At 69.4% G+C, this 26152-nt stretch carries 30 protein-coding genes and 1 tRNA gene; 9 read left to right on the top strand and 22 right to left on the bottom strand.

Annotated features, from left to right (window positions below):
* Nucleotides 1-78 precede the first annotated feature (78 nt).
* The 4 genes from H0S67_RS06895 to H0S67_RS06880 form a co-directional block, all read right to left on the bottom strand.
* Nucleotides 79-417 carry an Lsr2 family DNA-binding protein gene (locus H0S67_RS06895; RefSeq protein ID WP_180935972.1) on the bottom strand — a complete coding sequence of 113 codons (339 nt, stop codon included), beginning with the start codon at nt 415-417 and terminating at the stop codon, nt 79-81.
* Between the two features lie 163 nt (nt 418-580).
* Nucleotides 581-1360 carry a hypothetical protein gene (locus H0S67_RS06890; protein WP_180935971.1) on the bottom strand — a complete coding sequence of 260 codons (780 nt, stop codon included), beginning with the start codon at nt 1358-1360 and terminating at the stop codon, nt 581-583.
* Nucleotides 1361-1555: 195 nt separating this feature from the next.
* Complete coding sequence (locus H0S67_RS06885; RefSeq protein ID WP_180935970.1) at nt 1556-1918, bottom strand: hypothetical protein; 363 nt, start codon at nt 1916-1918, stop codon at nt 1556-1558.
* A 1120-nt stretch (nt 1919-3038) separates the two neighbouring features.
* Complete coding sequence (locus tag H0S67_RS06880) at nt 3039-3872, bottom strand: DUF2510 domain-containing protein (protein WP_180935969.1); 834 nt, start codon at nt 3870-3872, stop codon at nt 3039-3041.
* Nucleotides 3873-4314: 442 nt separating this feature from the next.
* On the opposite strand from H0S67_RS06880, the gene H0S67_RS06875 reads away from it, so the two are divergent.
* The 3 genes from H0S67_RS06875 to H0S67_RS06865 all read left to right on the top strand — a co-directional run bounded on the left by H0S67_RS06875 (nt 4315) and on the right by H0S67_RS06865 (nt 5171).
* Nucleotides 4315-4587: an excalibur calcium-binding domain-containing protein gene (locus H0S67_RS06875; RefSeq protein ID WP_180935968.1), complete on the top strand. Its 273-nt coding sequence runs from the start codon at nt 4315-4317 to the stop codon at nt 4585-4587.
* The gene (locus H0S67_RS27880) at nt 4587-4754 is read left to right on the top strand and encodes a DUF4236 domain-containing protein (protein WP_180935967.1); all 168 of its coding nucleotides are present in this window, start codon (nt 4587-4589) and stop codon (nt 4752-4754) included. Before H0S67_RS06875 ends, H0S67_RS27880 begins: the two co-directional genes overlap by 1 nt.
* 126 nt (nt 4755-4880) lie before the next feature.
* Nucleotides 4881-5171, top strand: coding sequence for a hypothetical protein (locus tag H0S67_RS06865; protein WP_180935966.1), 291 nt, complete (start codon nt 4881-4883; stop codon nt 5169-5171).
* Nucleotides 5172-6115: 944 nt separating this feature from the next.
* Here the strand turns inward: H0S67_RS06865 and H0S67_RS06860 are convergent.
* From H0S67_RS06860 to H0S67_RS27875, 4 genes are all read right to left on the bottom strand, one after another.
* Nucleotides 6116-6820 carry a DUF2637 domain-containing protein gene (locus tag H0S67_RS06860; RefSeq protein ID WP_180935965.1) on the bottom strand — a complete coding sequence of 235 codons (705 nt, stop codon included), beginning with the start codon at nt 6818-6820 and terminating at the stop codon, nt 6116-6118.
* A gap of 150 nt (nt 6821-6970) precedes the next feature.
* The gene (locus H0S67_RS06855; protein WP_246355196.1) at nt 6971-7651 is read right to left on the bottom strand and encodes an HAD family hydrolase; all 681 of its coding nucleotides are present in this window, start codon (nt 7649-7651) and stop codon (nt 6971-6973) included.
* Between the two features lie 8 nt (nt 7652-7659).
* A complete protein-coding gene (locus H0S67_RS06850; RefSeq protein ID WP_180937070.1) occupies nt 7660-8715 on the bottom strand; it encodes an NsdA family TPR-like regulatory protein in 1056 nt (351 codons plus the stop codon).
* Nucleotides 8622-9026 carry a helix-turn-helix domain-containing protein gene (locus H0S67_RS27875; RefSeq protein WP_180935964.1) on the bottom strand — a complete coding sequence of 135 codons (405 nt, stop codon included), beginning with the start codon at nt 9024-9026 and terminating at the stop codon, nt 8622-8624. Before H0S67_RS27875 ends, H0S67_RS06850 begins: the two co-directional genes overlap by 94 nt.
* A 201-nt stretch (nt 9027-9227) precedes the next feature.
* On the opposite strand from H0S67_RS27875, the gene H0S67_RS06840 reads away from it, so the two are divergent.
* Together H0S67_RS06840 and H0S67_RS06835 are read left to right on the top strand one after the other, a co-directional pair.
* Complete coding sequence (locus H0S67_RS06840) at nt 9228-9488, top strand: helix-turn-helix domain-containing protein (RefSeq protein ID WP_180935963.1); 261 nt, start codon at nt 9228-9230, stop codon at nt 9486-9488.
* The gene (locus H0S67_RS06835; protein ID WP_180935962.1) at nt 9485-10759 is read left to right on the top strand and encodes a site-specific integrase; all 1275 of its coding nucleotides are present in this window, start codon (nt 9485-9487) and stop codon (nt 10757-10759) included. Before H0S67_RS06840 ends, H0S67_RS06835 begins: the two co-directional genes overlap by 4 nt.
* Here H0S67_RS06835 and H0S67_RS06830 read toward each other — a convergent pair.
* The 6 genes from H0S67_RS06830 to H0S67_RS06805 all read right to left on the bottom strand — a co-directional run bounded on the left by H0S67_RS06830 (nt 10741) and on the right by H0S67_RS06805 (nt 16300).
* Nucleotides 10741-10814 (bottom strand) — tRNA-Met (locus H0S67_RS06830). The two genes, H0S67_RS06835 and H0S67_RS06830, sit on opposite strands and share 19 nt — an antisense overlap.
* Before the next feature lie 83 nt (nt 10815-10897).
* Complete coding sequence (locus tag H0S67_RS06825) at nt 10898-13831, bottom strand: UPF0182 family membrane protein (RefSeq protein ID WP_180935961.1); 2934 nt, start codon at nt 13829-13831, stop codon at nt 10898-10900.
* Nucleotides 13824-14423: a PPA1309 family protein gene (locus tag H0S67_RS06820; RefSeq protein ID WP_246355195.1), complete on the bottom strand. Its 600-nt coding sequence runs from the start codon at nt 14421-14423 to the stop codon at nt 13824-13826. Before H0S67_RS06820 ends, H0S67_RS06825 begins: the two co-directional genes overlap by 8 nt.
* Nucleotides 14420-15469, bottom strand: coding sequence for a YlbL family protein (locus H0S67_RS06815; protein ID WP_180935960.1), 1050 nt, complete (start codon nt 15467-15469; stop codon nt 14420-14422). Before H0S67_RS06815 ends, H0S67_RS06820 begins: the two co-directional genes overlap by 4 nt.
* Before the next feature lie 51 nt (nt 15470-15520).
* Complete coding sequence (locus tag H0S67_RS06810; RefSeq protein ID WP_180935959.1) at nt 15521-15790, bottom strand: hypothetical protein; 270 nt, start codon at nt 15788-15790, stop codon at nt 15521-15523.
* A 69-nt stretch (nt 15791-15859) separates the two neighbouring features.
* Nucleotides 15860-16300: a molybdenum cofactor biosynthesis protein MoaE gene (locus H0S67_RS06805; protein WP_246355194.1), complete on the bottom strand. Its 441-nt coding sequence runs from the start codon at nt 16298-16300 to the stop codon at nt 15860-15862.
* A gap of 56 nt (nt 16301-16356) precedes the next feature.
* Between H0S67_RS06805 and H0S67_RS06800 the strand changes: the two genes are divergently transcribed.
* Both H0S67_RS06800 and H0S67_RS06795 read left to right on the top strand, forming a co-directional pair.
* Nucleotides 16357-17721 carry a zinc-dependent metalloprotease gene (locus H0S67_RS06800; protein ID WP_180935958.1) on the top strand — a complete coding sequence of 455 codons (1365 nt, stop codon included), beginning with the start codon at nt 16357-16359 and terminating at the stop codon, nt 17719-17721.
* Nucleotides 17718-18260: an NUDIX hydrolase gene (locus H0S67_RS06795; protein WP_180935957.1), complete on the top strand. Its 543-nt coding sequence runs from the start codon at nt 17718-17720 to the stop codon at nt 18258-18260. Before H0S67_RS06800 ends, H0S67_RS06795 begins: the two co-directional genes overlap by 4 nt.
* 42 nt (nt 18261-18302) lie before the next feature.
* On the opposite strand, the gene H0S67_RS06790 is transcribed toward H0S67_RS06795, so the two are convergent.
* From H0S67_RS06790 to H0S67_RS06780, 3 genes are all read right to left on the bottom strand, one after another.
* Nucleotides 18303-18830 carry a M48 metallopeptidase family protein gene (locus tag H0S67_RS06790; protein ID WP_180935956.1) on the bottom strand — a complete coding sequence of 176 codons (528 nt, stop codon included), beginning with the start codon at nt 18828-18830 and terminating at the stop codon, nt 18303-18305.
* A gap of 10 nt (nt 18831-18840) precedes the next feature.
* Nucleotides 18841-19893, bottom strand: coding sequence for a PHP domain-containing protein (locus H0S67_RS06785; protein ID WP_246355193.1), 1053 nt, complete (start codon nt 19891-19893; stop codon nt 18841-18843).
* A gap of 344 nt (nt 19894-20237) precedes the next feature.
* Nucleotides 20238-21032 (bottom strand): enoyl-CoA hydratase/isomerase family protein, encoded by a 795-nt coding sequence (locus H0S67_RS06780; RefSeq protein ID WP_180935954.1) that lies wholly within the window; start codon nt 21030-21032, stop codon nt 20238-20240.
* A 191-nt stretch (nt 21033-21223) separates the two neighbouring features.
* On the opposite strand from H0S67_RS06780, the gene H0S67_RS06775 reads away from it, so the two are divergent.
* Nucleotides 21224-21382 (top strand): DUF5679 domain-containing protein, encoded by a 159-nt coding sequence (locus H0S67_RS06775; protein ID WP_011754982.1) that lies wholly within the window; start codon nt 21224-21226, stop codon nt 21380-21382.
* Nucleotides 21383-21529: 147 nt separating this feature from the next.
* A complete protein-coding gene (locus H0S67_RS06770) occupies nt 21530-22411 on the top strand; it encodes a TOMM precursor leader peptide-binding protein (protein WP_180935953.1) in 882 nt (293 codons plus the stop codon).
* A 22-nt stretch (nt 22412-22433) separates the two neighbouring features.
* On the opposite strand, the gene H0S67_RS06765 is transcribed toward H0S67_RS06770, so the two are convergent.
* The 5 genes from H0S67_RS06765 to H0S67_RS06740 form a co-directional block, all read right to left on the bottom strand.
* A complete protein-coding gene (locus tag H0S67_RS06765) occupies nt 22434-22595 on the bottom strand; it encodes a hypothetical protein (protein ID WP_180935952.1) in 162 nt (53 codons plus the stop codon).
* 143 nt (nt 22596-22738) lie between these two features.
* Nucleotides 22739-22894 (bottom strand): hypothetical protein, encoded by a 156-nt coding sequence (locus H0S67_RS06760; RefSeq protein WP_246355192.1) that lies wholly within the window; start codon nt 22892-22894, stop codon nt 22739-22741.
* An 84-nt stretch (nt 22895-22978) separates the two neighbouring features.
* The gene (locus tag H0S67_RS27870; protein ID WP_425489890.1) at nt 22979-23533 is read right to left on the bottom strand and encodes a WhiB family transcriptional regulator; all 555 of its coding nucleotides are present in this window, start codon (nt 23531-23533) and stop codon (nt 22979-22981) included.
* Nucleotides 23534-23658: 125 nt separating this feature from the next.
* Entirely contained in the window at nt 23659-23865 is a 207-nt protein-coding gene (locus H0S67_RS06745; RefSeq protein WP_180935949.1) for a hypothetical protein, read from the bottom strand.
* A 162-nt stretch (nt 23866-24027) separates the two neighbouring features.
* Nucleotides 24028-26070, bottom strand: coding sequence for an ATP-dependent DNA helicase UvrD2 (locus H0S67_RS06740; protein WP_180935948.1), 2043 nt, complete (start codon nt 26068-26070; stop codon nt 24028-24030).
* Nucleotides 26071-26152: the final 82 nt, after the last annotated feature.

Raw genomic sequence — 26152 nt, 5'->3', positions numbered from 1 at the left:
CGGTCGCGCACGCGCACCACGTCACGCATGGGTCAAGGTCGTGTGGCCCACCTCGCCGCGTTGGGGTGAGCCCATTCCTCAGCCCTGTGACGCTCGGTACCGCTCAAGGAGGTCCTGGCTGATCCTGCCCCGCGGTGATACGTCGATGCCGTTCTCCACCGCCCAGGCACGGACGGTCGAACTGTCCAGCTTGGACTTTGGTCGGCGTTTGCCGGATGTGGTTGTCCGCTTGGGGGCGGTCGTTCCCGTCATGGTGCGCAGAAAACTGAGCAGCGGTCCCGCTTCGGTCTCGTAGCACTCGTCACAGAGATCGGTTGTCGCCTTGAAACCGTCGATCACGAAGCGGCGGGAAGTGCCTGGCACTTCTGCGCCCTGCTGGTGGTGACGATCGCATATCGTCATGGTTACTTGTGCCATCGTGTGCTCCCTCTCCTTCCCCGCGATAAGAGCGTAGCCATCTCGTCAGAGGCATTGCCGCTGCGTCGATCGGGCTCGTCGTGCCTGCGTGGGCGCGCTTGAAACACGCTCGAGCGAAATCGCAGGGCATGAGCGCTCCGGACGGGCGAGGCCGGACTCCGGATCAGGAAAGGCCTGGCACTTCCCAGGCGCTCGCTCGAAAGTCAGTCAGACGGGTCAGTAGGTCGGATGCTGCGTCGCGGGACACGGCGCCGTCGTCAAGCCGTGAGAGCCATTGGAGAAGGTCGCGGCCGCGGACGAAGGCAACTCCTTCTACTGCCGCGTCCTCGCGGAGGTCGTGTTGGGCGGCGCCCCAGACGACGACCAGCGGCGTGACGGAGACTGATCGCGTGCGCGCTCTGTGAGCCCCCCGTTCTGTTCGAAGGAGCGTCTGCGCGAGGCCCTCGGCGCGGAGTCGGGCACGATTTGCGGAGCGAGCCATCTCAGCGGCGTCGTTCGCGTCTGGCGTGTTCCGCCACTTCGAGTCGATCGCGACGAGACCGCCGCGGCGGGTGATGACGAGATGGTCTAGGTCTCCCGCTTTGAGGCTGATGCTGTCGACCCATCCCCAGATCAGTCGCTTGCGTTTTGCACGTTGGAGCTCGCTGCGAGTGTTCTCCTCGCCCCACGCTCCGCGAACGTGGTGCATCGCTTGCCGATCGGTTGCGAGGAACGCCGCGTGCAGCAGATGAAGAAAGGCCGCCACAACTGCAACGTCGAAGGCACCAAGGCAGTAGTAAGTGATCGGACCGTGGCCACCTATCTTCAACTGCAGGATTGTCACTGCGACGGCGATCGTTAGGCCCCCGGCGGTGACGAGCGTGATGGCTGTCAGATTTCGTCGTATCCAGTGCCGACGCAGTAGACGCAACTGGTAACGCGAGTAGGGCCGATACTTCCTCATGCGCTTCTCCCCGAGATCGTTCGAATGCTGCACGCTCCAAAACGGACCGTCATGCGTCCCGACACAGCGTCCCGCGTGCCGTAGTGCCTTCTCCGCCGGCCTCGGATGCGACCGACGTTTGCCTGCGCCCTGGGCCCACAAGTGGTCCGTTCGCCAGGCCGCCAGGTAGGGGCCCGCTGAACGGTTCAGCGGGCCTCAGCTAGATGGAGTCGGTCTACGCCTCAGTGCCATGTTGAAGTTGACGACACCGATGCTGATGACGATGAACCCGATCCCGATATTGGCGCGTGACGACACCCGTCGCTCGATCCTGGCGTTCGTGTTCTGAAACGCGGCAAGAGCCCTCACGTTGTTGGCCGTGTTGGCAGTCGCGTTCTGGATGCCCGTGTACGCATCCCCGCCGTACGCCTGCGAGTTCGTCAATGCGGTGGGATGCAGCTTTACATCGTGGCCGGCAATGCTGTGGCTACTCGCCATTAGCCACAGGCCAACCGCGAGCGAGCAGACAAGCCACAATCCGGCGACCACCAGCCCAATGTCCGGACGCCGTCCGTCCACTCCCGGACCAGATCGAACCGCAGGCTGAGTAGCCGACCGAGACACGCTCGGAGGGAGCGGCGGAGCTGGAGGTGCGGCCTTCTCGCTCGTCGAGGACGAGGAGGGAATCGGGTCAGTCACAGAACTACTTTCAACGCAGAGGCGCTACGAACGATCAGAGACTAGGTCCTAGACCGCCTGCTGGCGGGAAGACGAATCCTCTCGGTCAATCAGACCGCCGCGGAGAATCTCGAGCCCCGGCCGCTCCGCCCGCCCAACGTCACTCAACTGGAGCCTCACGGGTCGCGGGTCACAGGTTCTCGAGGCCGCGTCCGAGACGAGCGTCCTACCACCGGCCGTCCGCGTGGTCGACACGCACTCATCACGATGACACAACGTAAGCGCGATTCTCAGGACTTGGTGAACCCTGTTGCCCGCCCACCTCGCCCGTGCCCGGTGAACGAGAGCATGCCCGAACTCGAAGACATCGAGTCTGCGGCCCCAGGCCTGGAAAGCAACTTCTCGCGTTCGGCCGACAGACACATCAAACGCCCTTAACCTTCCCGGCATGAACCGCCTAGACACCCCGCCCAGCTGGATCGTCAACCTCTTCACGATCGGCATCGCCAGAGCGAAGTGGATCACTCAATCGAACGAGCGTCTCGCCCAGGGCGGCCGGCTTCCTGTTCGCTTGGTTCCTGCAGCCCTTTGCCAACTACGGCCTAGCCGACCGAATGAATAACGCGCTGCGTGCGGCCGGCTCGAGCCATCAGGTCTCCCCTGTGCTTTGCTTCTTCCTCACCGGCTGGCCATTCATCGGATCTAACAAGCGCTTTCGTCGTGGCACCCAGGCCTACAACGACGCTGTGAACGTCCGGACCCAGGCCCAGGCGCATGCCGCCGGCACCTTCCAAGCTCTCTGACCCTCGGCCTTTAGAGCAGCAAGCCCCTGTCGAATCACCGTGAGCTTCGTCGCCGTCGACGGCACGCCCGAGATGCGTCTATTCGCCGCGACGGGGCCACCGCGAGCCTTCCCCAGTCTAAAGGCCCGGCTCTCATCGATTCCGACTTGGCAGGACCATCCGCACGACACGCCACCCCGGGTCAAGGCAAGTCCGCGCTTCAATGAGTCGACGATCCGCTATGGGATTACTCGCCATGTGTAGGCGCCGTCTGCGCCGGCGGTGACCTTCAGGATCGATGTCCCGTAGCCGCGCACATGCACGGTGCAGTTCACTGTCTCGCCCTTGCTGAGCCAATCCGAGGGGCAGGACACGTTCGAGTTGATGCCACGCTGTTCAAGTTGGCTCTCGATGCGGAAACCCTCTGTTCCGCCATTGAACTCCCAGGTGTTGTTGAAGGTGTACGCAGCAAAGATGAATGCTCCGAACGTCACGAACCATACGATGGGTAGGAGCGGCGTCGATCTCGCGAGGGTCGACCGGCGGATCAGGTAGACGGGCTGAAGAAACGCTGCCCAGAACCAGCCCGGCGCTTCCACGCCACGGGCATCCAGGCGCTTCGCATCCGCGCTCGCGAGAGCACCGGCGACAATCCAGCCGACGACCCAGAACCACCGCTGGGCCGTGACCTGCGGAGCCGCGTAGTCGATGGCGATCCAGGCGAGCGGCAAGCATGCAAGCACCCAAGCGAAGGTGGCGTCATCGCGTCCTGCCGAGTCATTGACGCTCGAGTCCAGCCGGGGCCGTCCGACTCCCGCCGCTTCGGCTGGCGCAGGGTCGGGAACTGATTCAGCGATAGCACCGACCGTTTCTCGTGCGGCGGGGTCATCTGCGGGCACGATGTGCTCAGTCCAAGCGGCCCCGTCCCAATACCGTCGTGTCGAGGCCATGACCGGATCGGGGTACCAGCCAGCCGGCACGTGGCGCATCGTTGAGGACCCGGTTTGGGACGTCTGCTCAGCTGTTTGCTGGGCTGCTTCCTCAGCGTCCTGGTTCTTCAAGTACTGGTCCATCGCGACGCGCTGGCGTTCGCGGCGCGCGGCTTCCTCGGTGCTGCTCTACGTCCCTCTCCCCCTTGTGGCCGCGTCACGGTACCGACATGGAGACCAGGCCGTCAGGACTTTCGGCCGGCAGCTTCGGGAATCTCGCCCTGCTTGCTGCAGTTCGTGACACGGAGTACGCGGTGACACCGGCCTTCGCCCCGGTCTGTCCCAGTTCTCCAACGCGCCGCGGACATCCCGGGGGTGCGGGTTTCGTCAGTCTCTCAGTCAGGCAGTCGGTCGCCAGCGCTCGAAGCGCGAAGGGACGCCGGCGCCGCACGCGCGGGTCCGGAGCCGTTCTGTCCGATCGTGCAATCCGGGCGGCCGTCCGAGCCGGATTCACCGTTTCGCTGCGCGCCCACCCCCGCCGCACGTACGTTTCGGGGGCTTAACACACACCTACCGGGGGGTTCCCATGTTCCGTGCCGCAAAGACCGGCATGATCGCCGTTGCACTGACGGCCAGCGCGTTCACATACACCGCTGGCCCTGCCAACGCCGTCACCGACTACGCCAACTGCGACGGGATGCACCGGGACTTCAAGTACGGCGTAGCACGGTCAAAGGCCGCTGCTAACCACCAGGCGAACACCGGCCACTACCGGCCCGCCGTGCGGCCCGCGGTCTACCGAGCCAACAGCGAGAGCGACGCTGACCACGACGGCACCGCCTGCGAAGTCACCCGCTGATGCCACTCGTCTGGCGCAGGTCGCTCAGGGTGGGCAAGAGGTCCCGGCTCAACCTGAGCAAGTCAGGTGCTTCGCTGTCGCGCCGCCAAGGGCCGGTCACGATCAACTCCCGGCGTCGCGGATCGATCAGGCTGCCGTTCGGGTTCTCGTTCCGCTTCAAACTCTGAGCGAGCCGTCTTCCAGCCGGGAGACCCATTGCAAGGGATGACAGGCAGGTTGGTGCCCTGCGCCATCCGGCTACGCGCAACGTGAGTGCATGCTCGGGCACCACTCGACAACCAACGGGGATCAACATGTCCAGGACCCAACAGACCGGCGATCACGATATCCAGGCCGCGCTCCGCGTCGCCGGAATCATCGGCACCTTCAAGGAGGTCATCACCGCGCTAGCCCTCGTGGGCGGCGGCGTGACCGTCGTGGGCATGGTCGTGGCCGCCTTCAACTCGCACGAGGGTGGACTGCTTGTCACGGCGGCGCTCGTTGCCGGAGTCGTGGGCCTGGTTGTGACCACCTACTGGGCGATGTTCGGCTGGTTCGAGCACGTGCTGCGACTCCTGGCGCGCATCGCCGCTGACCGCCGCTGATCGGCTAGGCCGCCGAGGCGCAGGCTGCTCGGTCCAGAACGGGGACTCGTCCGGGGTCGCGATCAGAGTCCTGAGGTGGAGCTGACACCAGTGGGGACTTCTGTTGATCAACGTTGTGTGTGGGTCCCCGGCCGACCTCGTGTGTGGCATCCGTGAGACCGACGAACAAAGGGTGAGCGCTCCCCACCACGGAGGTGCAAGAGGTGTGTCCTCCTTCTCGGCAATGGACGAGGACCTGTGGGAGGAGCTGCATCGCGAACCCGCAGACTTCTCGCTCTGGTTGCGCGTCGGGTTGGTGAGTCTGGGACTGCAGATCCTCCGAGGCTGCGGATCACGGTGCTTGCGAGAGCTGGCCGGGATTGGCGGGGTAGCGAACGCCGGGGACCTCGATCGCGCATCGGCGCCTCGCGGGTCGGCCCAGCGCGGGTGTGCCGCCCCCGCGTTGGCGGTCTGCGCAGCAACTCAATGCCCACGTCACGTCGGGCGTAACAGCCATGGGCAGGCGATGGCAGGCCGCCTTCGCGCTGGTGCGGCGAGCAACCCACGACCCCAGAATGGTGGTCAGCCGCTACGCGGACTCGACCCACTCGTGGGCGACTGGCAGGAAACCAGTCACCTCAACGACCCGGTACGCGACCGGGCCTTCTGGGTCCCAACCGTCGGAGCGGGCCTCGCGCCGTGCCAGCACCACGGCGTGCGCTTCGTCGGTTGTCGCCCCTTCCCACCCGTAGCACTGATCCGCGGCCATCGGTGTGCCCGGCACGTGGTGGCGAAGGCGCACCGCGAACGGGCGCAGCGGTCCTAGTTCGCGACTCAACACGCCATCACGCTAGCCAGCCCCCTTCGCCGGCGACGCCTGGACACGCCAAACATGACGGCCTGGCTGCCGGCGTAGACGAGATCGATGCCGCATCGGTCGACACCTGCTGCTCGGCCTGCCGAGATCAAGGTGCGGCAGGAAGCTCGCCCCGTCGGGCGATGGTCGCCAGCCGTGCGGCCTTGGAGCCACCGCAGCCCAGTCGCTGCTGGATCTGCAGCCTCGATACTCGGCCGGCCGGCGCAGCGGCATCAAGCTGCCGGATCATCGCCACTGCTTCGGTGTCGGAAGGCGAAGGCTGCCGGTCGGCAGCCTTCGCCGCTCCGCCGGTGCCGGTGCCGGCGCGAATAGGCCGATGTGCACGCTCGGCTGTCGGGCGATCATCAGACTGGGAGGCGGCAGCATCGGTCGGTGCCGGCAGAGATTGGACGGCCGGTGAAGTGTCCTCGATCCGCCTCGCGAGACCGGCCAGCACCTCGATGCCGAGCGCGAGCGCGATGGGCGGCCAGGCGGCGACGGCACGGGCGGTCATCGTCGGCTCGGCCGAGGCGATGTTGCCGGCCAGCGAGCCGGCCAGACCGAGTACCAGCAGCAGCCAGGTCAGGCCGGCCGGCCGCCTGCCGGCACGGGAGTCGGCAAGGATCACGGCGACGGCGGCCGCGATGGCGCCATCGATCGACACGGGCAGCAGCCATGACGCCAGCTCGGACTCGCCAGCCCTGATGGCCAGGGCACGCACATGGGAGAAGCTGATGAGTGCGGCGGTCATCGCCACGACGGCGACACCTCCGGCTGCGGTCAGGGACGCGGTCCGGTCCTGGGTTCGCGGCATGGCAAGCGCACTCCTCGAGTCGAAGACTGGTTGTCCACTCGAGCAGGCATGACGCCATTCATCACCGGATCGACCCGGATCTGTGGATGAGAGCGACGAGCACCCGGATGACCACAGCTGACCATCAGCGCGCCTTGGCCAAGGCCACGACTACTCGCCGGCGTGCTCCTCCAGCGCCCGCAGCGTCTCGGCAAGGCCCGACAGCGTGGCCAGACGAAGGTCCGCCTGCTTCGCGTCAGGGTGCTCATCGTTGACGTAGCCCCACGGGCCCCGACGCAGCAAGGCGCCCCTCAGCCCGGCCTGCTGAGCCGGCAGGACGTCGTTCTCGAAGCGATCGCCGACATACAGCGTCCCCTCCGGAGCCAGCCCGGCGTGCTCGAGCAGCTTCTCGAAGAAGGCCAGATCCGGCTTCTCAGCCCCCAGATCATCGGAGGTCACGAGGAAGTCGGCCGGCAGGTTGAGCTCGCGGAGGAACCGGCCGGCCCTCGCGGTCTGGTTGCCGGCAATGCCGACGACGAACCCGGCGGCCCGGAGCTCGTCGAAGCACGGCCGCACGTCCGGGTAGAGATTCAGCGCGTTGACGAACTCCCCCAGGCCGGCGTCAAGACGCTTCTGGCGTTCCTCGGCGAGGTCGAACCCCGGCTTGAAGTGCTGGAAGACCTGTCGGTAGTCCTCGCCGCGCGCAATGACCGCACCGAACATCGCCGAAAACGTGTGCCGTGGGACGCCCAGCCAATCTGCCCAGGTGCCGTACTCGTTGGTCTCGTCGATCAACACCTCGCCGACATCGAAAACAACAGCACGAATGCCTCCCGAGGACGGACCGGCCACAGCGACTCCTAAGACAGTTCGGCGAGAGTTTCCGCCAGCAATCTAGCCTGCGGGCTCCGCGGGTCAGGGAGGGTGTCCTTGACCTCCACGAGGCGATCGACGGCTGTCGCATACCCGGCAGCTCTGAGGCCCGAGGCCGCTTCAACGGCCAGTCGACTGCCGTAGTCGACGTCCCCCTGCTCGATGCTCGTGGCGGCCAGGTCCAACATGGTCACCGCCCGCTGCTTCGGACCCACGTCGGGTCCAGGTTGCATCGCCGCGGTCAGGCAAGCGCGTGCGCCGTCGAGGTCGCCTGCCTTTCGCAGCGTGAATCCATCGAAGCCGTTGAGCCTGTTGGCGTCGTAGAAGTCGAACCACTTCGGCGCTGACGCCTGGCGTCGATCCTCGAGCGTTGCTCTGGCCCGGTCGATGCAGTGTCGGGCCGGGGTCAGGGAGCCGGCCTGGGTGTTCAGCTCGCCCTCGACGGCGCTGAGCCAAGACTCCACCAGCGCGATCGGCTGACGCGCCAGAGCGTCACGGGCACCGGCGACGTACGACGCGGAGGCCTCGAAGTTGTGCTTGGCGGCGGGGAGGAAGGCCATGTGTCCGTAAACGACGGACGTCATCACCGGGTCCCCTGCCTGCTGCGCAGCCTCACGCGCGAGGTCGAGGTGCCACCGAGCGTCACGCGGCCGGTGGACGTCGAAGAAGCTGAGCCGGCCGGCGAGCAGGTTGGAGCGGGCGAGCAGCGCCAGCATGGAGCTGCGCTGACTTCGTTCGCGAACCTCCGGCAACAGGTCCTCGATGGTCTCGACGAGCGCTGTCACGGGCAGCACCAGGCTCTTCGGGTCCCCGACGTGGTACGTCTGTTCCAGATGACCCACCAGGTCGGAGATCGCCCGCAGGGTGCGCGATCCCTGGAATGTCGGAGGCTTCCCTGATGGGAGTACGGATTCGAGACCGGCCGCTGCGGGCACAGCACCCATCGCCTTCAGCACTTCACGGCGGTTGAGCACGTCCCGTCTCCACAGCTCGGCGACCTTCGGCTGGATGAGCTCCAGCGATGCGGTATGCCGGTCCAACACGCGAGCAGGTCCAGGACATCCACGCTACCGGGGCCTTGTGGGGTCTCGGCAACGTCCTCGGGTCGCGCAGGCTCAGCGAGCTGCCCAGGGCTGACGTCGAACAGCAGGGCCAGCAGCCGCACGTAGAACACGCTCGGTTGCTTCTGGCCGCGCTCCCACTTGGACACCATGTCGGCGTTGACGCCTACGTGTCGTTGCTCGACCAGGACCGCGAGCCGTTCGAGGCGCGCCGCCACGTCTTGCTGCGTCATCGACCTGGACAGCCTGAGCTGACGAAGCCGCAACGTCCGGTGTGTTCCATGGTCGACCATGGCGTCCTCCCGAGTCCGAGACGTCCATGAGCGTAGCCATGCATTCCGACGATCGGTGAAGGCCCCAGAGGCATCTGTGGACTAGTGAGGGACTAGCCGATCCGCCTTCCGTGCCGCCGGATCCCGTGGCGTCATAGAGGTGCGCACGGTGAGCCCGCGACATCCCGCGAGTCTCCCCCGATCCCGAGCCGGAGGTACGAGATGGACGAGAGCGGAAAGCTGGGCGGCGCCTTGCAGACGCCGCAGGAAGAGCCTCGCGTCGGGCCTGCGGCTGCCTTGTCCCACCCGGACCTCGACGAGCTTCCCTTGCTCATCCCGGTGCCGCGAGTGGCCAAGCTCCTCGGCATCAGCCGTTCGGCGGCGTACCGCTGCGCGGCGTCCGGCGACCTGCCGACCACCCACCTGGGCGGCCGGGTGTACGTCGTGACGCGACGCTTGCAGGCCCTGCTGGAGTCAGCATGAGCGGCAACGTCTCGAGGCGCGCGAACGGTGACTGGGAGTACCGGTTCGACATCGATCCGGATCCTCTGACCGGCAAGCGTCGTCGGGCAACGAAGTCGGGCTTCAGCACCAAGCGCGAGGCAAGCCGTGCCATGAACAGCGCGATCGTGGCTTACCAGCAGGGTCGCCACGTCAAGACGAACCGACAGTCCGTCGAGGACTTCGTGAACCAGTGGCATGCAGCGGTGAAGAGTGCCCTACGACCCTCGACCTGGGTCAACTACCGCAACTACCTGGATGCCTACGTCATCCCGGTCATCGGGCAGACCGCTCTCCAGGACCTGACGGCACTCCGGCTCAACCTGCTCTACGCCCACCTCTTGGAGAAGGGGCGGGTCAAGACGGGTGGTGGCCTCGCACCGAAGACAGTCCAGAACGTGCATCGGATGCTGCACCGAGCGCTCCGCGATGCCGTCAAGTGGGATCTCCTCCCCCGCAACTACGCAGAGGACGCCGAGCCGCCCCGTGCGCCTCGGCCGCGGCCTCAGGTGTGGACACCGGAGCAGCTCGGCATCTTCGTCCACCAGGTGCGCGACGATCGCTTCCATGCGCTCTGGTTGCTCGTGGTCACAACCGGGCTGCGGCGTGGCGAGCTTGCCGGACTGACCCGGAACGACATCGACCTGAGGACGCGGCGCGTCCATCCGTCCGTGCCTCGCGTTGTCGTCGCCGGCCACGCGGTGGAGTCGGAGGCCAAGACCCGCAGTGGGATCCGGAGCCTTGCCCTAGACCCTGACACGTGCGCTGCGCTTGACGACTACCTGGTGGTCTGGGAGGAGGAGGGCATCCTCCTCGGCCAGCACCGACGGTTGCTCTTCGTCTGGCCGAACGGCAACCCCCTCCACCCGGACACGATCACCGCGCTCTTCCACAAGCACTGCGAGGCGGCGGGGCTACCGAGGATCCGGCTTCACGACGTACGTCACTCCTACGCGACCGCGGCTCTCAAGGCCGGGATCTCACCGAAGGTGATCAGTGAACGGCTCGGGCACGCGACGGCGGCCTTCACACTGCAGACCTACACCCACGTGATCCCCGGGATGGATGAACTGGCCGCTGACACCGTCGCCAAGCTCATCCTGGGCGGATCGGTTCGCAAAACCGACCCCGATGGCAGCATTCTCGGCAGCATCGAGCCCGACGAGCCGGCCCAGAAAAACGAAGAACCCGCTGACCCTGAGCGTTTCCGCAGGTCAGCGGGTTCTTCTACTTGTAGCGGGGGCAGGATTTGAACCTGCGACCTCTGGGTTATGAGCCCAGCGAGCTACCGAGCTGCTCCACCCCGCGTCGGTGAACACAACCTTACGGGACGCGTTGGTGACCGCCAAATCGGGCCCCTCCCCCGCCTCTGGCGAGCCCCGAGGAGCGGGTCAGCCGGCGTTCGCCTTCTGCTGGTCGGACAGCGCGACCGCGCGCGCGATGTAGCGGCGGGCCTGCTCGATCCGCTTGGCGTAGGTGACGGTGTCCTTCCTCTGCAGCGCGGCGTCGGCACTGATGAAGGCCTGGTCGGCGCGATCCAGCAGCGACCGGATCTGCTGGCTGACCGTCCCGGTCTGCTGGTTGCCGCCCTGGTTGCCGCTCTTGCCTCCGCTGTTGCCCGAGGGCGACGACGAGCCGCCGCTGGGCGCCACGTTCAGGGCGTCGGCCAGCGCCTCCCCGAGGGTCCGGCCGATGCCGGTCTCCCCGCCGTACGACACCAGGACGTAGGTCAGGATCGGGTAGCTCGACGTCGACTGGGCGCGCACTGCGTAGACCGGCTCGACGTAGATCAGGCCGTCCGCGATCGGCAGCGTGAGCAGGTTCCCCGGGATCGTCTTGCCACCACTGCGGTTGAACTTCGCGAGCTGGTTGGCGACCTGGCTGTTCGAGGTGAACTGGTTGGCGATCTGGCTGGGTCCGGACGTCTGCTGGGTGGGCTGCAGCACGAGCATCTTGCCGTAGTTCGTGCGGTCCGAGGCGTCGGAGTCGACCGAGACGAAGGCCGCCAGGTTGTTCGGGTTGCTCTTGCTGTACGGCGTGAACACCGACGTCAGCGAGAACGAGGTCCTGGTGCCGCCGGAGGCGGTCGGCTGGGTGACGAACAGGCGGTACGGCGGCTGCAGGTGCCCGGCGACGTTCGGGTCCTCGGGCACCGCCCAGCGGTTGTTGCCCGTGTAGAAGTCCTTCGCGTCGGTGACGTGGTAGCGGGCGAACTGGTAGCGCTGCACCTTGAACAGGTCCTCGGGGTAGCGCAGGTGCTGCATCAGGTCGTCGGGGATCGCGGCCCGCGGCTGCACCGTGCCCGGGAAGGCGCTCTCCCACGCCCGCAGCATCGGGTCGGTCTCGTCCCACGCGTAGAGCCGCACGGTGCCGTCGTACGCGTCGACGGTCGCCTTGACCGCGTTGCGCATGTAGTTGATGTTGTCGGTCGGCAGGGTCCGCAGCCCGGAGGTGTCCTGGAGCGAGTCGTCGGTCATCGTGCTGAACGACTCCTGCTCCGACGACGGGTACCGGTCGGTGGTGGTGTAGCCGTCGAGGACCCACTGGATCCGGCCGTCCACGACCACCGGGTAGGGGTCGCCGTCGATGGTCAGCCAGGGCGCGACCTTCTCGACCCGCTCGCGCGGCGTGCGGTTGTAGAGCACCTGGCTGTCGGAGTTGACCCGCTCGGAGAGCAGGAAATTCGGCTCGCCGAACTTCACGGCGTACATCAGCTGGTTGAAGAAGCTGCCGATCGGGACGCCACCCTTGCCGGTGTACGTCGTGGTGTCGTCGGTGACGTTGCCCGAGGAGTCGGTGTTGCCCAGGTCCAGCTCGACGGCGGGCGAGCCCGCCGGATGGCCGACCACGGAGTAGTCGGGGCTCTGCTCGCCGAAGTAGATCCGACTCTCGTACTTGCCCAGGTCGTTCTGCTGCTGGCCCTCGGCCCACTGGATGTCGGTGGACTCGCTGGAGTTGTCGGCGGGACGCTGGTTGGCGAAGGCCGCGATCACGCCGTTGCCGTGCGTGTAGACGGTGTGCAGGTTCGACCAGTTCTTGTCACCGGAGTTGATGCCGTTCTGGTCCAGCTCCCGGACGCCGAGAACGAGCGCCCGGTCGTTGCCGTCGATGTTGTAGTGGTCGACGTCGAGCACGTCGGCCACCGAGTAGTAGGCCCGGATCTGCTGGTTCTGCTCGAAGGTGTCGTGCACGAGGTGCGGGTCGACCAGGGGCATCGACGAGGTCTGCGCCTCGAGGTTCGCGAGCTTGGCGGTGCTGGCGTCGGCCTTGCTGGTGTAGGGCTGCGGCTTGACCTGGTCGATGTCGTAGGCGAGCCGGGTCGCCTCGATGTTCTTCTCGATGTACGGCGCCTCCTTGTCCGCCTCGGAGGGCTTGACCTGGAACTGCTGCACGATCCCGGGCCAGATCAGCCCGAGCAGGATCGCGGAGAGGGCGAGCAGGGCCAGCCCGACCGAGGGCAGCAGCCAGGTGCGCCGCCAGACGTTGAGGAAGAACAGCACCGCGCAGATGATCGCGATGCCCATCAGGATGTTCTTGGCCGGCAGCACGGCGTGCTGGTCGGTGTAGGTCATGCCGGTGATCAGGCCGCCGTTGGAGGTCACCAGGTCGTAGCGGTCGAGCCAGTAGTCGGCGCCCTTGGCGAGCACGAAGACGCCCAGCAGCACCGACAGCTGCGCCTGGGCCGCGCCGGAGAGCCGGTCGTGCGAGGTCTGCAGGCGCACCCCGCCGTACAGGTAGTGCACGACGCCGGCCGCGATCAGGGCGACGACGGTGACCGCCATCGTGAAGTCGACGAGGTAGTGCAGCCACGGCAGGTCGAAGACGTAGAAGCCGATGTCCTTGCCGAAGTAGGCGTCGTTGCTGCCGAACGGCACGCCGTTGCGCCACAGCAGGTAGTGGCGCCACTGCCCCACGGCCGAGGAGCCGGCGAAGGCGCCGACGACGAGCGAGACCCCGACCAGCAGCCAGGTGCGGATGGGGGTGACCGCGTCGCGGTAGCGGTCCAGTCCGGTCTGCTCCGGGGAGTTCGGCCGGAACAGCGGTCGCAGGCGGTAGGCCAGGTAGATGTTGACGCCGACCACCGCGGCCATCAGCAGGCCGAAGAAGAAGAACAACCCGGTCTTGGTCCAGAACAGGGTGGAGAAGACCTCGCTGTAGCCGGCGTACTTGTACCAGAGGCGGTCGGTGTAGAGGCCGGCGAACGTGGTCAGCGCGAAGAAGCCGAGCACGACGACCAGCGCGGTGATGATCAGCGCGCGGGACCGGCGCGGTGGGCGCGACGCCGGCGACGTCTCGCGGGGGTCGTCGTCGAACAGCTCACTCATCGCGACTCCTCCGGGTCGTCGACCAGCGTGGAGCACAGCAGGTCCAGAAGCGCGGGCACCAGGTCGGCGCCGCCCACCACCGACTGCGCATCGTCGTGGGCGCGCAGCCGAAGCGCGCAGTACGTCGAGCCGCCGCGGGTCGCGCGGCGACGATGCGGACCTCCTGGCGGTCGGGGTGCTCACGGGCGAACTCCTCCGCGCGGGCCCGGTCCTCGGGGATCTCGGCGTCCGCGTCGGGAGGCAGCACCAGCCGCTCCACCACGGCCGCGCAGCCGGCGACGCCGCCGGGCCACACGATCGACTCCAGAACGGCCTCGAGCGGCTGGTCGGGCGCGAGCTCGTCCTGCTCCACCGGGGTCAGCGACCCCTGCTCGGACGCGGCGTCCAGACCCATCGCGGCCGCCAGCGCCGGTTCGCGCGCGACCAGCTGGCCGGTGTCGACCAGGGCGTAGAGCCGGGCGGGCTGGTCCCAGCCGCCCTCGGCGATGTGCGACTCGATCTCCAGGACCGCCGCGGCCAGCGCGGGGTCGACGTCGAGGTCGGCCGTCAGTTCGGGGTTGAGCTCCGGCAGGTCCGGGTCAGGGCCGGTCACGAGTCCTCCTCGCACGACGGCAGGGTCGCGTCGTGGTTGTCATCCCAGGCCTTCAGTGCCTGGACCGCGTCGTCCATGGTCGTCGCCTTGACCAAGCGCATGTCGCCGTGCGGTGCCCCCAGGGCGTCCTTGCAGTTGTCGGGCGGGACCATGAAGAGCTTGGCGCCGGCGTCGCGGGCGGCCACGATCTTCTGCTGGATGCCGCCGATCGGGCCGACCTTGCCGGCGCCGTCGACGGTCCCGGTCCCGGCGATGGTCTCGCCGTCGGTCAGCGAGCCGGGCGTGAGCGTGTCGTAGATGCCGAGCGAGAACATCAGCCCGGCGCTCGGCCCGCCGATGGCCGGGTCGATGTTGACCGCCACCTTGAAGGGGAACTGGTAGCCGGCCCCGAGCTGGATGCCGATCGTGGGCTTCCCGTCCTTCTCCTTCGGGGTCACCTGCACGTCGACGCGCTTGCCGTCGCGCCGGACCACGAAGTCCACCGGCTTCCCGGCGGGCGCCTTCCGGATCCCCTTGACCACGTCGTCGGTGGAGGTCACCTTGACGCCGTTGATCTCGAGGAAGATGTCGCGGACCTTCAGCGCCCCCTGCGCGGGCGACCCGTCGACCACGCTGAGCACCTCGACGGCGGGCTTGACGTGGTAGCCCATCTCGTTGAGCGCGGTCGCGATCGCGGAGTCCTGCGAGGAGACCATCTCGACCGCGCCCTGCTGCCGGTTCTGGTCGGTGGTCTCCCCCGGCGCGTAGACCGCCTTGTAGGGGTAGACCGCATCAGAGGGGCTGATCCAGTCGTGCATCAGCTCGGCGAGGGTGACCTTCGCGTCGGGCTGGGAGACGTAGACGGTCGTCATCCGCAGCTCGCCGTCGTCGCGGTAGGTCTTGTGCCCCTGGACCTGGATGATCTCGTGACCCTGGGCCTCGGCGAGCACGTCGACGGTCAGCCCCGGCTCGTAGGTGACGAAGGGCAGGGGTTCGGTGGCGGCGGCTACCCAGAGCGCGATGAGCAGCGGCGCCGCGAGCAGACCGGCGAGGGTGCGCTGCGTCATGGCGCCTAGCCTCTCACCTGGGACAACCGTGCCTGCTCGCGGTCGGCGACGTCAGGACACGCGGCGGCCGCTGGAGTCACCCGGGGCCGGACGGGAGGCTCGCGAGGGTCGCACGGCGATGCCGGTGCTGCGGTCGCGGTCGGGCGTGCGGGCGGAGTACGGCGTGGGGCGCTTGGGCTCGCGCTGCATCGCCTCGGCCAGGCGGCGTACGGCGACGTCGCGGTCCACCTCGCCACGGCCCTCGCGACCGAGCCAGCTCACCCACACCATCGCCACGAGGGTGACGACGACGGGCGGCACCAGCCACAACAGGATCTCCACCCGGTCAGGGTAGGCAATCGACGGCCCGTCGGGCGGACGACGCGCTGGACCCGCGCCCACCGCCCCGACCTAGGGCGAGCCGACCCACTCGTCGCTGCCGTCACCGAAGCGCTGGTGCTTCCAGATCGGCACCTCGGCCTTGAGCGTGTCGATCAGGGCCCGGGAGGCGTCGAAGGCCTCGCCGCGGTGCGCGGCGGTGGTGGCGATGACGACGGCGACGTCCCCGATGGCCAGGGTGCCGGTGCGGTGCACCGCGGCGACGCCGTGCACGTCGTACTCGTCGGCGATCCGCTCGCAGACCTCCCGCAGCTTGGCCTCGGCTGTGGGATGGGCCGAGTAGTCCAGGCCGTCCACGTCGCGGCCGCCGTCGTGGTCGCGGACCCGCCCGACGAAGAGGGTGAGGCCACCGCTGGCCTCGTCGTCGAGGGCCGCGACGACCTCGGCCACGTCGAGCGCGGTCTCACGCAGCTCCGCGAGACGGACGATGGAGTCCACGGTCGTGTCGGTCACGGATCCGACCCTAGTCCGCGACCGCCGACCTTGCCGCCGACGCGTACGGTTGGTCCATGAGCAACAACCCCGGCGACACTCCCGACGAGCCGGAAGACCGCGGCCAGAACCCCTTCAAGGGCACGCCCTTCGAGCAGTTCTTCGGCAGTGCCGGCCTCGGTGGCTCCCTCGGCGGAGGCCCGGGCGGGATGCCCGACCTGGGCGCGCTGTTCAGCCAGATCCAGTCCCTGATGCAGCCCTACGACGGCGCCCTGAACTGGGACTACGCCCTCGACACGGCGCGCAAGCTCGTCGCGCAGCAGCCCGACCCGTCCCCCAGCCAGAAGCAGAAGGACGCGGTCGCCGACGCGCTGCGCCTCGCCGACCACTGGCTCGACGACACCACCACGTTCCCCTCCGGCATCAGCTCGACCGCGGCGTGGAGCCGGGCGGAGTGGATCGTCGGGACCACCGACGTCTGGAAGGTGCTGGTCGAGCCGATCGCCGAGGGGTCGGTGCAGGCCCTGGGCAGCACACTGCCCGAGGAGGCCCGCGCCGCGTCCGGGCCGATGCTCGGCATCCTCGGCAAGGCGGTGGGCGCGATGCTCGCCTCCCAGGTCGGCTCCGGCCTCGGCGCCCTCGCCGCGGAGGTGCTCAGCGTCTCCGACATCGGGCTGCCGCTGGCTCCGGCCGGCAAGGCTGCGCTGGTGCCGGCCAACGTCGCCGCCTTCGCCGAGGGTCTCGACGTGTCCGAGGACGACGTCGTGCTCTACCTCGCCCTGCGCGAGGCGGCACACCAGCGGCTCTTCAGCCACGTGCCGTGGCTGCGCGAGCACCTCATCGGCGCGGTCGCCGACTACGCCCGCGGCATGGAGATCAACGCCGAGGGCCTGCAGTCCCGCATCGAGGAGCAGATGCGCGGCGTGGACCCGACCAACCCCGAGTCCATGCAGGAGCTGCTCGACGGCGGCCTGTTCGACCTGCCCCAGTCCCCCGCCCAGACGTCCGCGCTCGAGCGCCTCGAGGTCACCCTCGCCCTGGTCGAGGGCTGGGTCGACGAGGTCGTCAACCAGGCCACCCACGAGCGGATGCCCGCCGCCGCCAAGCTCCAGGAGGCCTTCCGCCGCCGCCGCGCCGCCGGCGGTCCGGCCGAGCAGACCTTCGCGACGCTGGTAGGGCTCGAGCTGCGTCCGCGGCGCCTCCGCGACGCCTCCACGCTGTGGGGGTCGCTGCGCACCCGCCAGGGCATCGAGGCCCGCGACGGCGTCTGGATGCACCCTGACCTGCTGCCGAGCGCGGCCGACCTCGACGACCCGCTGGGTTTCCGCGAGGACGCCTCGGCCCCCGAGGAGCTCAGCGCCGACGACTTCGACGCCGCGCTGCGCGACCTCCTCGACGGTGGCAACGGCTCCGGCTCCGCGCCGGACTCCCCCGCCGAGTGAGCCTGCACGCCGACGCGGTCGCCGTCCTCTCGGGGTGGACGGCGCCGTCGCGCGCCCAGGAGGAGCTGCGGGAGCGCTACCTCGCCCACCTGCACGGCGCGCCCGACGGGATGTACCGCGCCCACTTCCCCGACCACCTGACCGCCGGGGTGCTCGTCGTCGACACGACCGGCGAGCAGGTGCTGCTCAACCTGCACCGCAAGGCCCAACGCTGGTTCGCGTTCGGCGGCCACTGCGAGCCCGCAGACGCCACCCTGGCCGGCGCGGCGCTGCGGGAGGGACGGGAGGAGTCGGGCCTCACCGAGCTCCGGTTCGACCCTGAGCCGGCCCAGCTCGACGAGCACCCGGTCCCGTTCTGCGACCCACGGGGCATGGTCCACCACCTCGACGTCCGCTACGTCGCGCAGGCCCCCGAAGGGGCCAACCACGCGACGAGCGACGAGTCGCTGGAGGTGCGGTGGTGGCCGCTGCACGGCCTGCCCGACCTCGAGCCCGCGATGCACGAGCTGATCGCGATCGCCCGGCGGCGGTTCGCCTGATCGGGCTGAGCTGACGGACTGCCGAGCTGACGGGCCGCCGGGTCAGTCGGCGTCGCCGCTGGGCGGCGGTTCCACCTTGGCCGCGGCGGACCACCCGAGCAGGTAGCCCTTGGCCCGCTCGGCCTGCGGGTAGCGGTCCACCCAGGCCCAGAACCTCGCGTCGTGCCCGGACTCCAGCAGGTGCGCGAGCTCGTGGATCAACACGTAGTCGATGACCCACGAGGGCATGCCCTGCAGCCGCGCCGACAACCGGATGGTGCGGTCACCGGGAGTGCAGGACCCCCACCGCGACCGCTGGTTCTCCACCCAGCGCACCGACTCCGGCGTCGCGAGGCCACCCAGGTAGCGGTCGCTGAGCCCCTGCGCCCGCTGCAGGAGCGCGTCGTCCGAGGGCCGCCGACGCTGCTCGGACTTCTCCAGGCGGGTCAGCATCGTCTCGACCCACTCGGCCTCCTCGGCGCGGCTGAGCGAGGCGGGGATCATCACGACGATCCGGTCGCCGTCCTTGTACGCCGAGACGGTGCGTCGGCGCCGCTTCGAGCGGCGTACCTCCACCTCAGGACGTCCCATGAGCGAAAACCTAGCCGTTCGCCCAGGCCAGGAGGCGGTCCTTCGGCCAGGTGTTGACGATCCGGTCCGGGTCGATCCCGGCCTGCTCCGCGCGCTCGCACCCGAAGCCGAGGAAGTCGAGCTGACCGGGGGCGTGGGCGTCGCTGTCGATGGAGAAGAGGCAGCCGAGGTCACGCGCCAGCTCCAGCAGCCTGGTCGGCGGGTCGCGACGCTCGGGACGCGAGTTGATCTCGACCGCCACGTCGTGCTCCGCGCAGGCCGCGAACACCGTCTTCGCGTCGAACTGCGAGCCCGGTCTGGTGCCCCGGTTGCCGGTCACCAGGCGGCCGGTGCAGTGGCCCAGCACGTTCATGCGCGGGTTGCGGATAGCGGCCACCATCCGCCTCGTCATCGCGTCGGCATCCATCTTCAGCTTCGAGTGGACGCTGGCCACCCGCACGTCGAGGCGGGCCAGCAGCTCGTCGGTCTGGTCGAGCGCGCCGTCGTCGAGGATGTCGACCTCGATCCCCTTGAGCAGGGTGAAGCCGGCGCCGCCGAGATGCTCGTTGACCGCGTCGACCACCCCCAGCTGCCGGGTCAACCGCTCGGCGCTGAGCCCGTGCGCCACCGTCAGCCGCGGCGAGTGGTCGGTCAGCACCAGGTACTCGTGGCCGAGCTCGATGGCGGTGAAGGCCATCTCCTCGATCGGGGACCCTCCGTCCGACCAGTCCGAGTGGGAGTGCAGGTCCCCGCGCAGGGCCGCCCGCAGCTCCTGACCGCCGGCGGTCACCGGCCCGCCGTGCTCGGCCTCCAGCCGGGCGAGACGCTCGGGCATCACCCCGCGCACGGCGTCGGCGATCACCCGCGCCGAGCTGGCGCCGACCCCGGGCAGGTCGGTCAGGGTCCCGGCCTCGACCGCAGCTCGCACCTCGGCCTCCGGCATCGGCAGGATGGTGGCGGCCGCGCCCCGGAACGCCTTGACCTTGTAGGTGTCCTCGCGGGCCCGCTCGAGCAGGAACGCGATCCGGCGCAGTGCTGCCACCGCGCCGCCGTCCCAGGACTGGCCCCCCGATCGGTCCGACACGCCGTACACCTCCGAGTTTTCTTCTCTCCACAGCCGGTGGATGGACATCCCCGCTGGTCAGCGCAGCGTACGACGCTCGCCCGGGCGTGTCCTCCACAGGCTCCTCCCGCGACCGGACGGTGGTTCTCCACCGCCCGCCCGGCTCCCCCACAGGGTTGTCCACAGGTTGTCCACAGGCGGTGGCGACGTGTCGTTGACCGCCGGGCGCAGCGCCTCCTAGCGTGGGGCCCCAGATGAGGCCCCCGGCCCGTCGAACGACATTCGCAAGGGGAAGGCAAGTGTCGTGAGGCGGACCGGGGGTCCTTCTGCGTCCCCGGGTCCCGACAGCGCTGGGGCCGGTGCCGCTACCGCCCGGTGAAGGCGGGTGCGCGCTTCTCCCGGGCAGCGCGGATGCCCTCCTGGAGGTCGGCGGTGGCCAGCGTGACGGGCTGGGCCATCGCCTCCCACTGCAGGCAGCTCTCGAAGTCGGCGTGGCCGCCGTCGGCGAGCGCGATCTTGGTCAGCCGGCTGGCGATCGGGGCCGTCGCCGCGATCCCCTCGGCGGTCGCGAGCACCTCCTCGTGGAAGGAGGCGGGCTCGATGACCCGCGAGACCAGCCCGAGCCGGAGTGCCTCCTCGGCGTCCACGACCCGGCCGGTGAGGAGCAGGTCGCGCGCGTGCGCCTCCCCCACGACGTTGGGCAGCAGCCAGGTCCCGGCCATGCCGGCGTGCATGCCCAGCTTCACGAACGGCGCGCCCAGCCGGGCGCCCGCCGCGGCGTACCGGAGGTCGCAGGCGAGTGCCAGGCACAGCCCGGCCCCGATCGCCGGTCCGTTGACCGCGGCGATCGTCGGCACCTCCAGCTTCCGGATCGAGAGCCAGGCCCGGTAGAACGCCATCATCCTGGTGCGCAGGTGGTCGACCGTGGCATCGGGCTCGGAGGCGATCCACGAGGTGTTGCCGCCGGAGCAGAAGGCCGAGCCCTCACCGGTCACCACCACCACCCGCAGCGACCGGTCGGCGGCGAGCTCGTCGACGGCCGCGACCCAGGAGTCGGTCATCTGGTCGGACATCGCGTTGCGCTGGTCGGGGTTGTCGAGCGTGAGGACCGCGACGCCGTCGCGGGGGCGCTCGAGGCGCAGGTGGGTGAGTTCAGGCATGCGCACAACGTACTGAGCGGCGGCCGACCGCACCGTGACCCGGTTCACGCCTCCCGGTGTGCCTGCTACGCCCGCGCCCGAGTGTGCCGTAGGGTCGACTCGGCTCGGCGGCACCCGCCGTCGGGCTCCGGCGGGCTTCCCACGTGTTCCCCGTCGCGACGACCGAAGAAAACATAGGCAAGGAGGCCGTCATGGCGGAGACCTGGAGCGGCGAGTTCTACTGCGTCAAGTGCAAGGAGAAGCGCGAGGCCGAGGGCGAGGTCAAGGTCAACGACAAGGGCACTCGCATGGCCAAGGCCGTGTGCCCCGTCTGCGGCACGAACCTCAACCGCATCCTCGGCAAGGCCTGATCATCCACTGATCAGCCCCACGAGCTCTACGGCGGCGTCGCCCGGTCCTGAGGACCGGTGCGGCGCCGCCGTCGATTTCACCCCTCGCTGCGCGCCCCTGTGGATGGACCGGCGCCCCGCTCGCCGCGCTGTGCGAGCCTGCGGAGCATGTCTCGTGACGCGATCGCGGCCCAGCCGGTGCTGCGGCCCGGCCTCCACGTCGTACGCCGCGACGACCGGCACCTGCAGGTCGGCGTCGACCCACCGCACCTCCTCGTCGTCACGGACGACCCCGAGGCCCGACGAGTCCTCGAGGAGCTGCGTGCCGGGAGGACGCCGGTCCTCGACACCCCCACCGGCCGACGGCTGGTCGCCGACCTGCACGCCCGCGGGCTGCTGGTCGACGTCGCCGTCCGGGACGCCGAGGTGCGTCGGGCGAGCGACCGGTCCGCTGCCACGGCGGCGTTCGCGGAGTTCGGCGACGACGCCGGGCGCCGCCTGGATGCGCGGGCGCAGTCGCGCATCGCCGTGGAGGCGCCTCCCGACCTCGCCCAGGCCGCTGGTCGGCTGCTCCGGGCCTCGGGCGTAGGACCGGCCGACAGCGCGGAGCACGCCGACGCCGTGCTCGTGGTCAGCGACGACGCCCTGCCGCGCGCCCGGCTCGACCCGCTGCTGCGTGCGGGGCTGCCCCACCTGGTCGTCGCCCCCGGGCCGGGCGGGCTCACCGTCGGACCGTTCGTCGCCCCCGGCCTGACCGCCTGCCAGCGTTGCGTGGACGCCCGGCTCGCCGAGCGGGACCCGCGCCGCTCGCTGGTCCTGGAGCAGTGCGGTCCCGACACCCGGGCCTCCGGGCCGGCGCCGCGGGACCCGGCCCTGCTCGCCGCCGCCGTGGCCCTGGCGGCGCGCGACGTCGTCTCCTTCGTCGACGGCGACGAGCCGGCGACCTGGTCGGCCTCCATCACCGTGGGCGTCGGCCTGGCGCTGGAGCGTCAGGCCTGGCGCCGGCACCCGCACTGCGGATGTTCGTGGGACGGCGTGCTGGCGGGATGAGCCGCCTGCTCGTCCGGGTCGCTCACCAGAACTCGCTGTCGAGCTTGCCCTCCATGGCGCGCAGGTTCGCGCGCGAGCAGACGTCGCAGAAGACCCGCCTCCGGCCGTTCTCGACCGAGGTCGTCCAGGTCAGCGTCGCCGCCTCGTCCGGCTCCTGCCGACCACAGAAGTCACACGTGGTCATGGTCCCGACCCTACGCCGGGGCCCGGTCCCGGACACGGCAAGAGCCGGGTACGACGAGGATTCGTCGTACCCGGCTCTGCTCTTCACACCCGCGATCAGGTGTTCCGGAGACGGGTCCCCCCGCAGGGGTGTCCATCGGCGGTCTACAGGGCGCGAGCGAGGGCGAGACGTGCCTGCTGCGCTGCCAGCTCGGCCTTGCGGCTCAACCGGCGTGCCCGGGCCAGGTTGTGGCCCAGTCGCTGCTGCTGCGCCTCTCCCAGGCGCTCGGCCTGTTGTGCGCGGGCCAGATTTTCGTTCATGAGATTCATGGCGTTGCTTCGCTTTCGGTAAGTCTTCATGGCTGGTGTCGGATGGCTTTCGTGGTCGGGCCGCGTGGGCTGGGCTCAGAGCGCGCGGGCGAGGGCGTGACGAGCCTGCTGCGCGGCCTGCTCGGCCTTGCGGTGCAGGCGGTTGGCACGGGCCACTCGGCGACCCTGCCGCAGGTTCTGCGCCTCTCCCAGGCGCGCGGCCATTTGCGCGCGGGCCAGGTTCTCGTGGATGAGATTCATGGTGATGCTCCGATTCGGGTTCGTGTTCATGGATGCGGGTCTGCTTTCGGGGACGGGAGGGCGCCTACGCGGCGACCTCGTTCTTGCGGGGTCGGCCGCGGGGACGCTTGCGGGGATCACCACTCCCTGGAGGAAGAGCTCACCGCCCCAGACGCCCCAGGGCTCCCTGCGCTCGAGTGCTCCGTCGAGGCACAGTGCCTGGACCGGGCAGGCCTGGCAGAGGAGCTTGGCGTGCTCCACGTCGGCGGGTGACTCGGCGAACCACAGCTCGGGGTTGTTGGCCCGGCAGGGCAGCAGCTCGTCGTCCACCTGACCGGCCTGGTCGTGCAGGAGACCCAGGCTCGGCGCCTCGGCAGTCCCATCGGTGCGGTCGAGAACGCTGATGGTCATGTTTCACCTCCTTCTTCTGACCTGATCGCGATGTGTGTTGCTGGAAACAGGTGGCCCGAGAAACAGAAAGGCCGCGGATCCCAATGTGGGTTCCGCGGCCTGGAGGCTGCCGATGCTGTTGAAGGTCAACAGGTCGGTGGTCTCCAGGCAGTGGTCCCCGGGAAGTAGCCCTGGACGAGGCCCGTGCCGATGCCCGCGGCGGCCTTGCGGTCGCACACCACGGAGGTGGCGACGGCGTAACCGGCAGCGGAGCCGGTGATGCGGCCGAGGGTCGAACCGGTGGCGTGGCCGGACGTGGGCATGCCGAAGCTCGACGGGATCTGAGCCGTCATCGCAGTCATGGTGTTCATCACGGGGCCACCTCCTTCGGTTCGTCGGGCGCCGGCTTTGTCAGGGCCGTGGTGCGCGAAGTGCTGTGTCGGAAAACTATCGCGCGATCCTTGTAATGGGCAAACGATTTTGTGGGTATTTCTCGAAAAAAGTTGGAGGCCTGCTCACCCGACCAGCGTGAGCACGTCCTCGCCGTACTTCTCGACCTTGGACCGGCCTATACCACTGATGCGCAGCAGGGCCTCGGGAGTGCGCGGCTTGTGCTCCGCGATGAGCTGCAGGGTGGCGTCGGTGAACACCACGAACGCCGGCACGCTCTCCTCGCCGGCCCGCGCCTTGCGCCACTCGCGCAGCTGCTCGAACAGTGCCTCGTCGTAGGAGGCCGGGCAGTCCTCGCACCGACCCCGCTTCTTCTCCGGCCCCGTCATCAGCGGCTTGCCGCACTCACGGCAGCCGGCCACCTTGCGGTTGCGGGCCGGTCCCCGGTCGACGCGGCTCTCCTCCGGCAGCAGCGGCGTCAGGAAGCGGGACGGCTTGCGGGATGCGCGGCCGCCGGGGTTGCGGGCCTGCGCCCACGACAGCCCGAGGTCGAGCCGTGCCCGGGTCATGCCGACGTAGAGCAGACGGCGCTCCTCCTCGATCGCGGCGGGGGTGTCGGCGTAGGTGATCGGCAGCGTGCCGTCCTGCAGCCCGCACAGGAAGACCGAGTCCCACTCCAGGCCCTTGGCCGCGTGGAAGGTGGCGAGCGTGACCCCGTCGGCGACCGGGGCGTGCTGCTCGGCTGCGCGCCGGTCGAGGTCGTCGACGAAATCCCCCAGGGTCGCGCCGGCGGTGCGCGCGAACTGGGTGGCCTGGTCGATGAGGGCCTGCCAGGACTCCCAGCGGTCCCGGGTCTGGCCGCGGGTGGTCGGCGCCTGGCTGGTCCAGCCCATGCCGGAGAGCGTGCCGTGCACGGTCTCGAGGAACTCGTCGCCCTCCCCCGACCGTGCGGCACCGCGGAGCCGGGTGACGGCCTCGCGCACCTCCGGCCGGTCGAAGAAGCGGGCGGCGCCGCGCACGACGTACGAGAGGCCGCGGCTGGACAGCGCCTCCTCGTAGGCCTCGGACTGCGCGTTGATGCGGAACAGCACGGCGACCTCGCCGAGGGTGCGACCCTCGTCCTTGAGCCGGGCGATCCGGGCGGCCACCGCCTCCGCCTCGGCGACCTCGTCGGGCTGGGCCGTGTAGGTGACGGCCGGGCCCGAGGGCCGCTGGGCCCGCAGGTCGACGCCACGGCTGGAGGAGCCGGCCAGCAGGGTGTTGGCGGCGGTGACGATCTCGGGCGTCGAGCGGTAGTTGCGGACCAGCTCGATCGAGGTGGTGCCCGGGTGCTTCGCGGGGAAGTCGCGCAGGTAGGAGGCGTTGGCGCCGGCGAAGGAGTAGATCGTCTGGGCCGGGTCGCCGACCACGCACAGCTCGTCGCGGCCCCCCAGCCAGAGGTCCAGCAGCGCGGACTGCAGGGGCGACACGTCCTGGAACTCGTCGACGACGAACCACTTGTACTGCCGGCGGACCTGGGCCGCGACCCGCTCGTCCTCGGCGAGCATGCCGGCGGTGAGCAGCAGGACGTCCTCCATGTCCATCCGGCCCTGCCCGCGCTTGACCTCCTCGTAGGCGCCGAAGACCCGCGCCACGGTGTCGGCGTCCTGGCCCGTGACGGATCGGCCGCGCGCGGCGGCCACCCGGGCGTAGTCGTCGGGGTGGACGTTGCTCACCTTGGCCCACTCGATCTCGGAGGCGAGGTCGCGCAGCAGCGCCTGGTCGGCCTGGAGCCGCTGCCGGCGGGCCGCCGTGGCGAGCAGGCCGATCTTGGACTCGATCAGCGTCGGCAGCTCGGTGCCGTGGACGGTGGGCCAGAAGTAGCGCAGCTGGCGCAGCGCCGCGGAGTGGAACGTGCGTGCCTGCACTGGCCCGGCCCCGAGCACCCGGAGGCGCTGCCGCATCTCCCCCGCGGCACGGGTCGTGAAGGTCACGGCGAGGATCTCGGTCGGCGCGTAGACGCCGGTCGCGACGCCGTGGGCGATGCGGTGGGTGATCGCCCGGGTCTTGCCGGTGCCGGCACCGGCCAGCACCCGCACGGGGCCGCGCAGCGCCTCAGCGACGCGGCGCTGCTCGGGGTCGAGCGCGGCCAGCAGGTCGTCGGGGCTGGGCCCGGGGGCGCTGGGCATCGGGGGAACAACTCCTCGGTGGAACTGGTTAACCTCTCGGTCCGAAACCCTAGACGGACACGACGACAGCTCGGGACGAGCG

Source organism: Nocardioides ungokensis (genome assembly GCF_013466985.1).
Classification (GTDB): domain Bacteria; phylum Actinomycetota; class Actinomycetes; order Propionibacteriales; family Nocardioidaceae; genus Nocardioides; species Nocardioides ungokensis.
The sequence above is the reverse complement of the archived record's forward strand: the minus strand, read 5'-3'. Positions and strand labels throughout refer to the sequence as shown.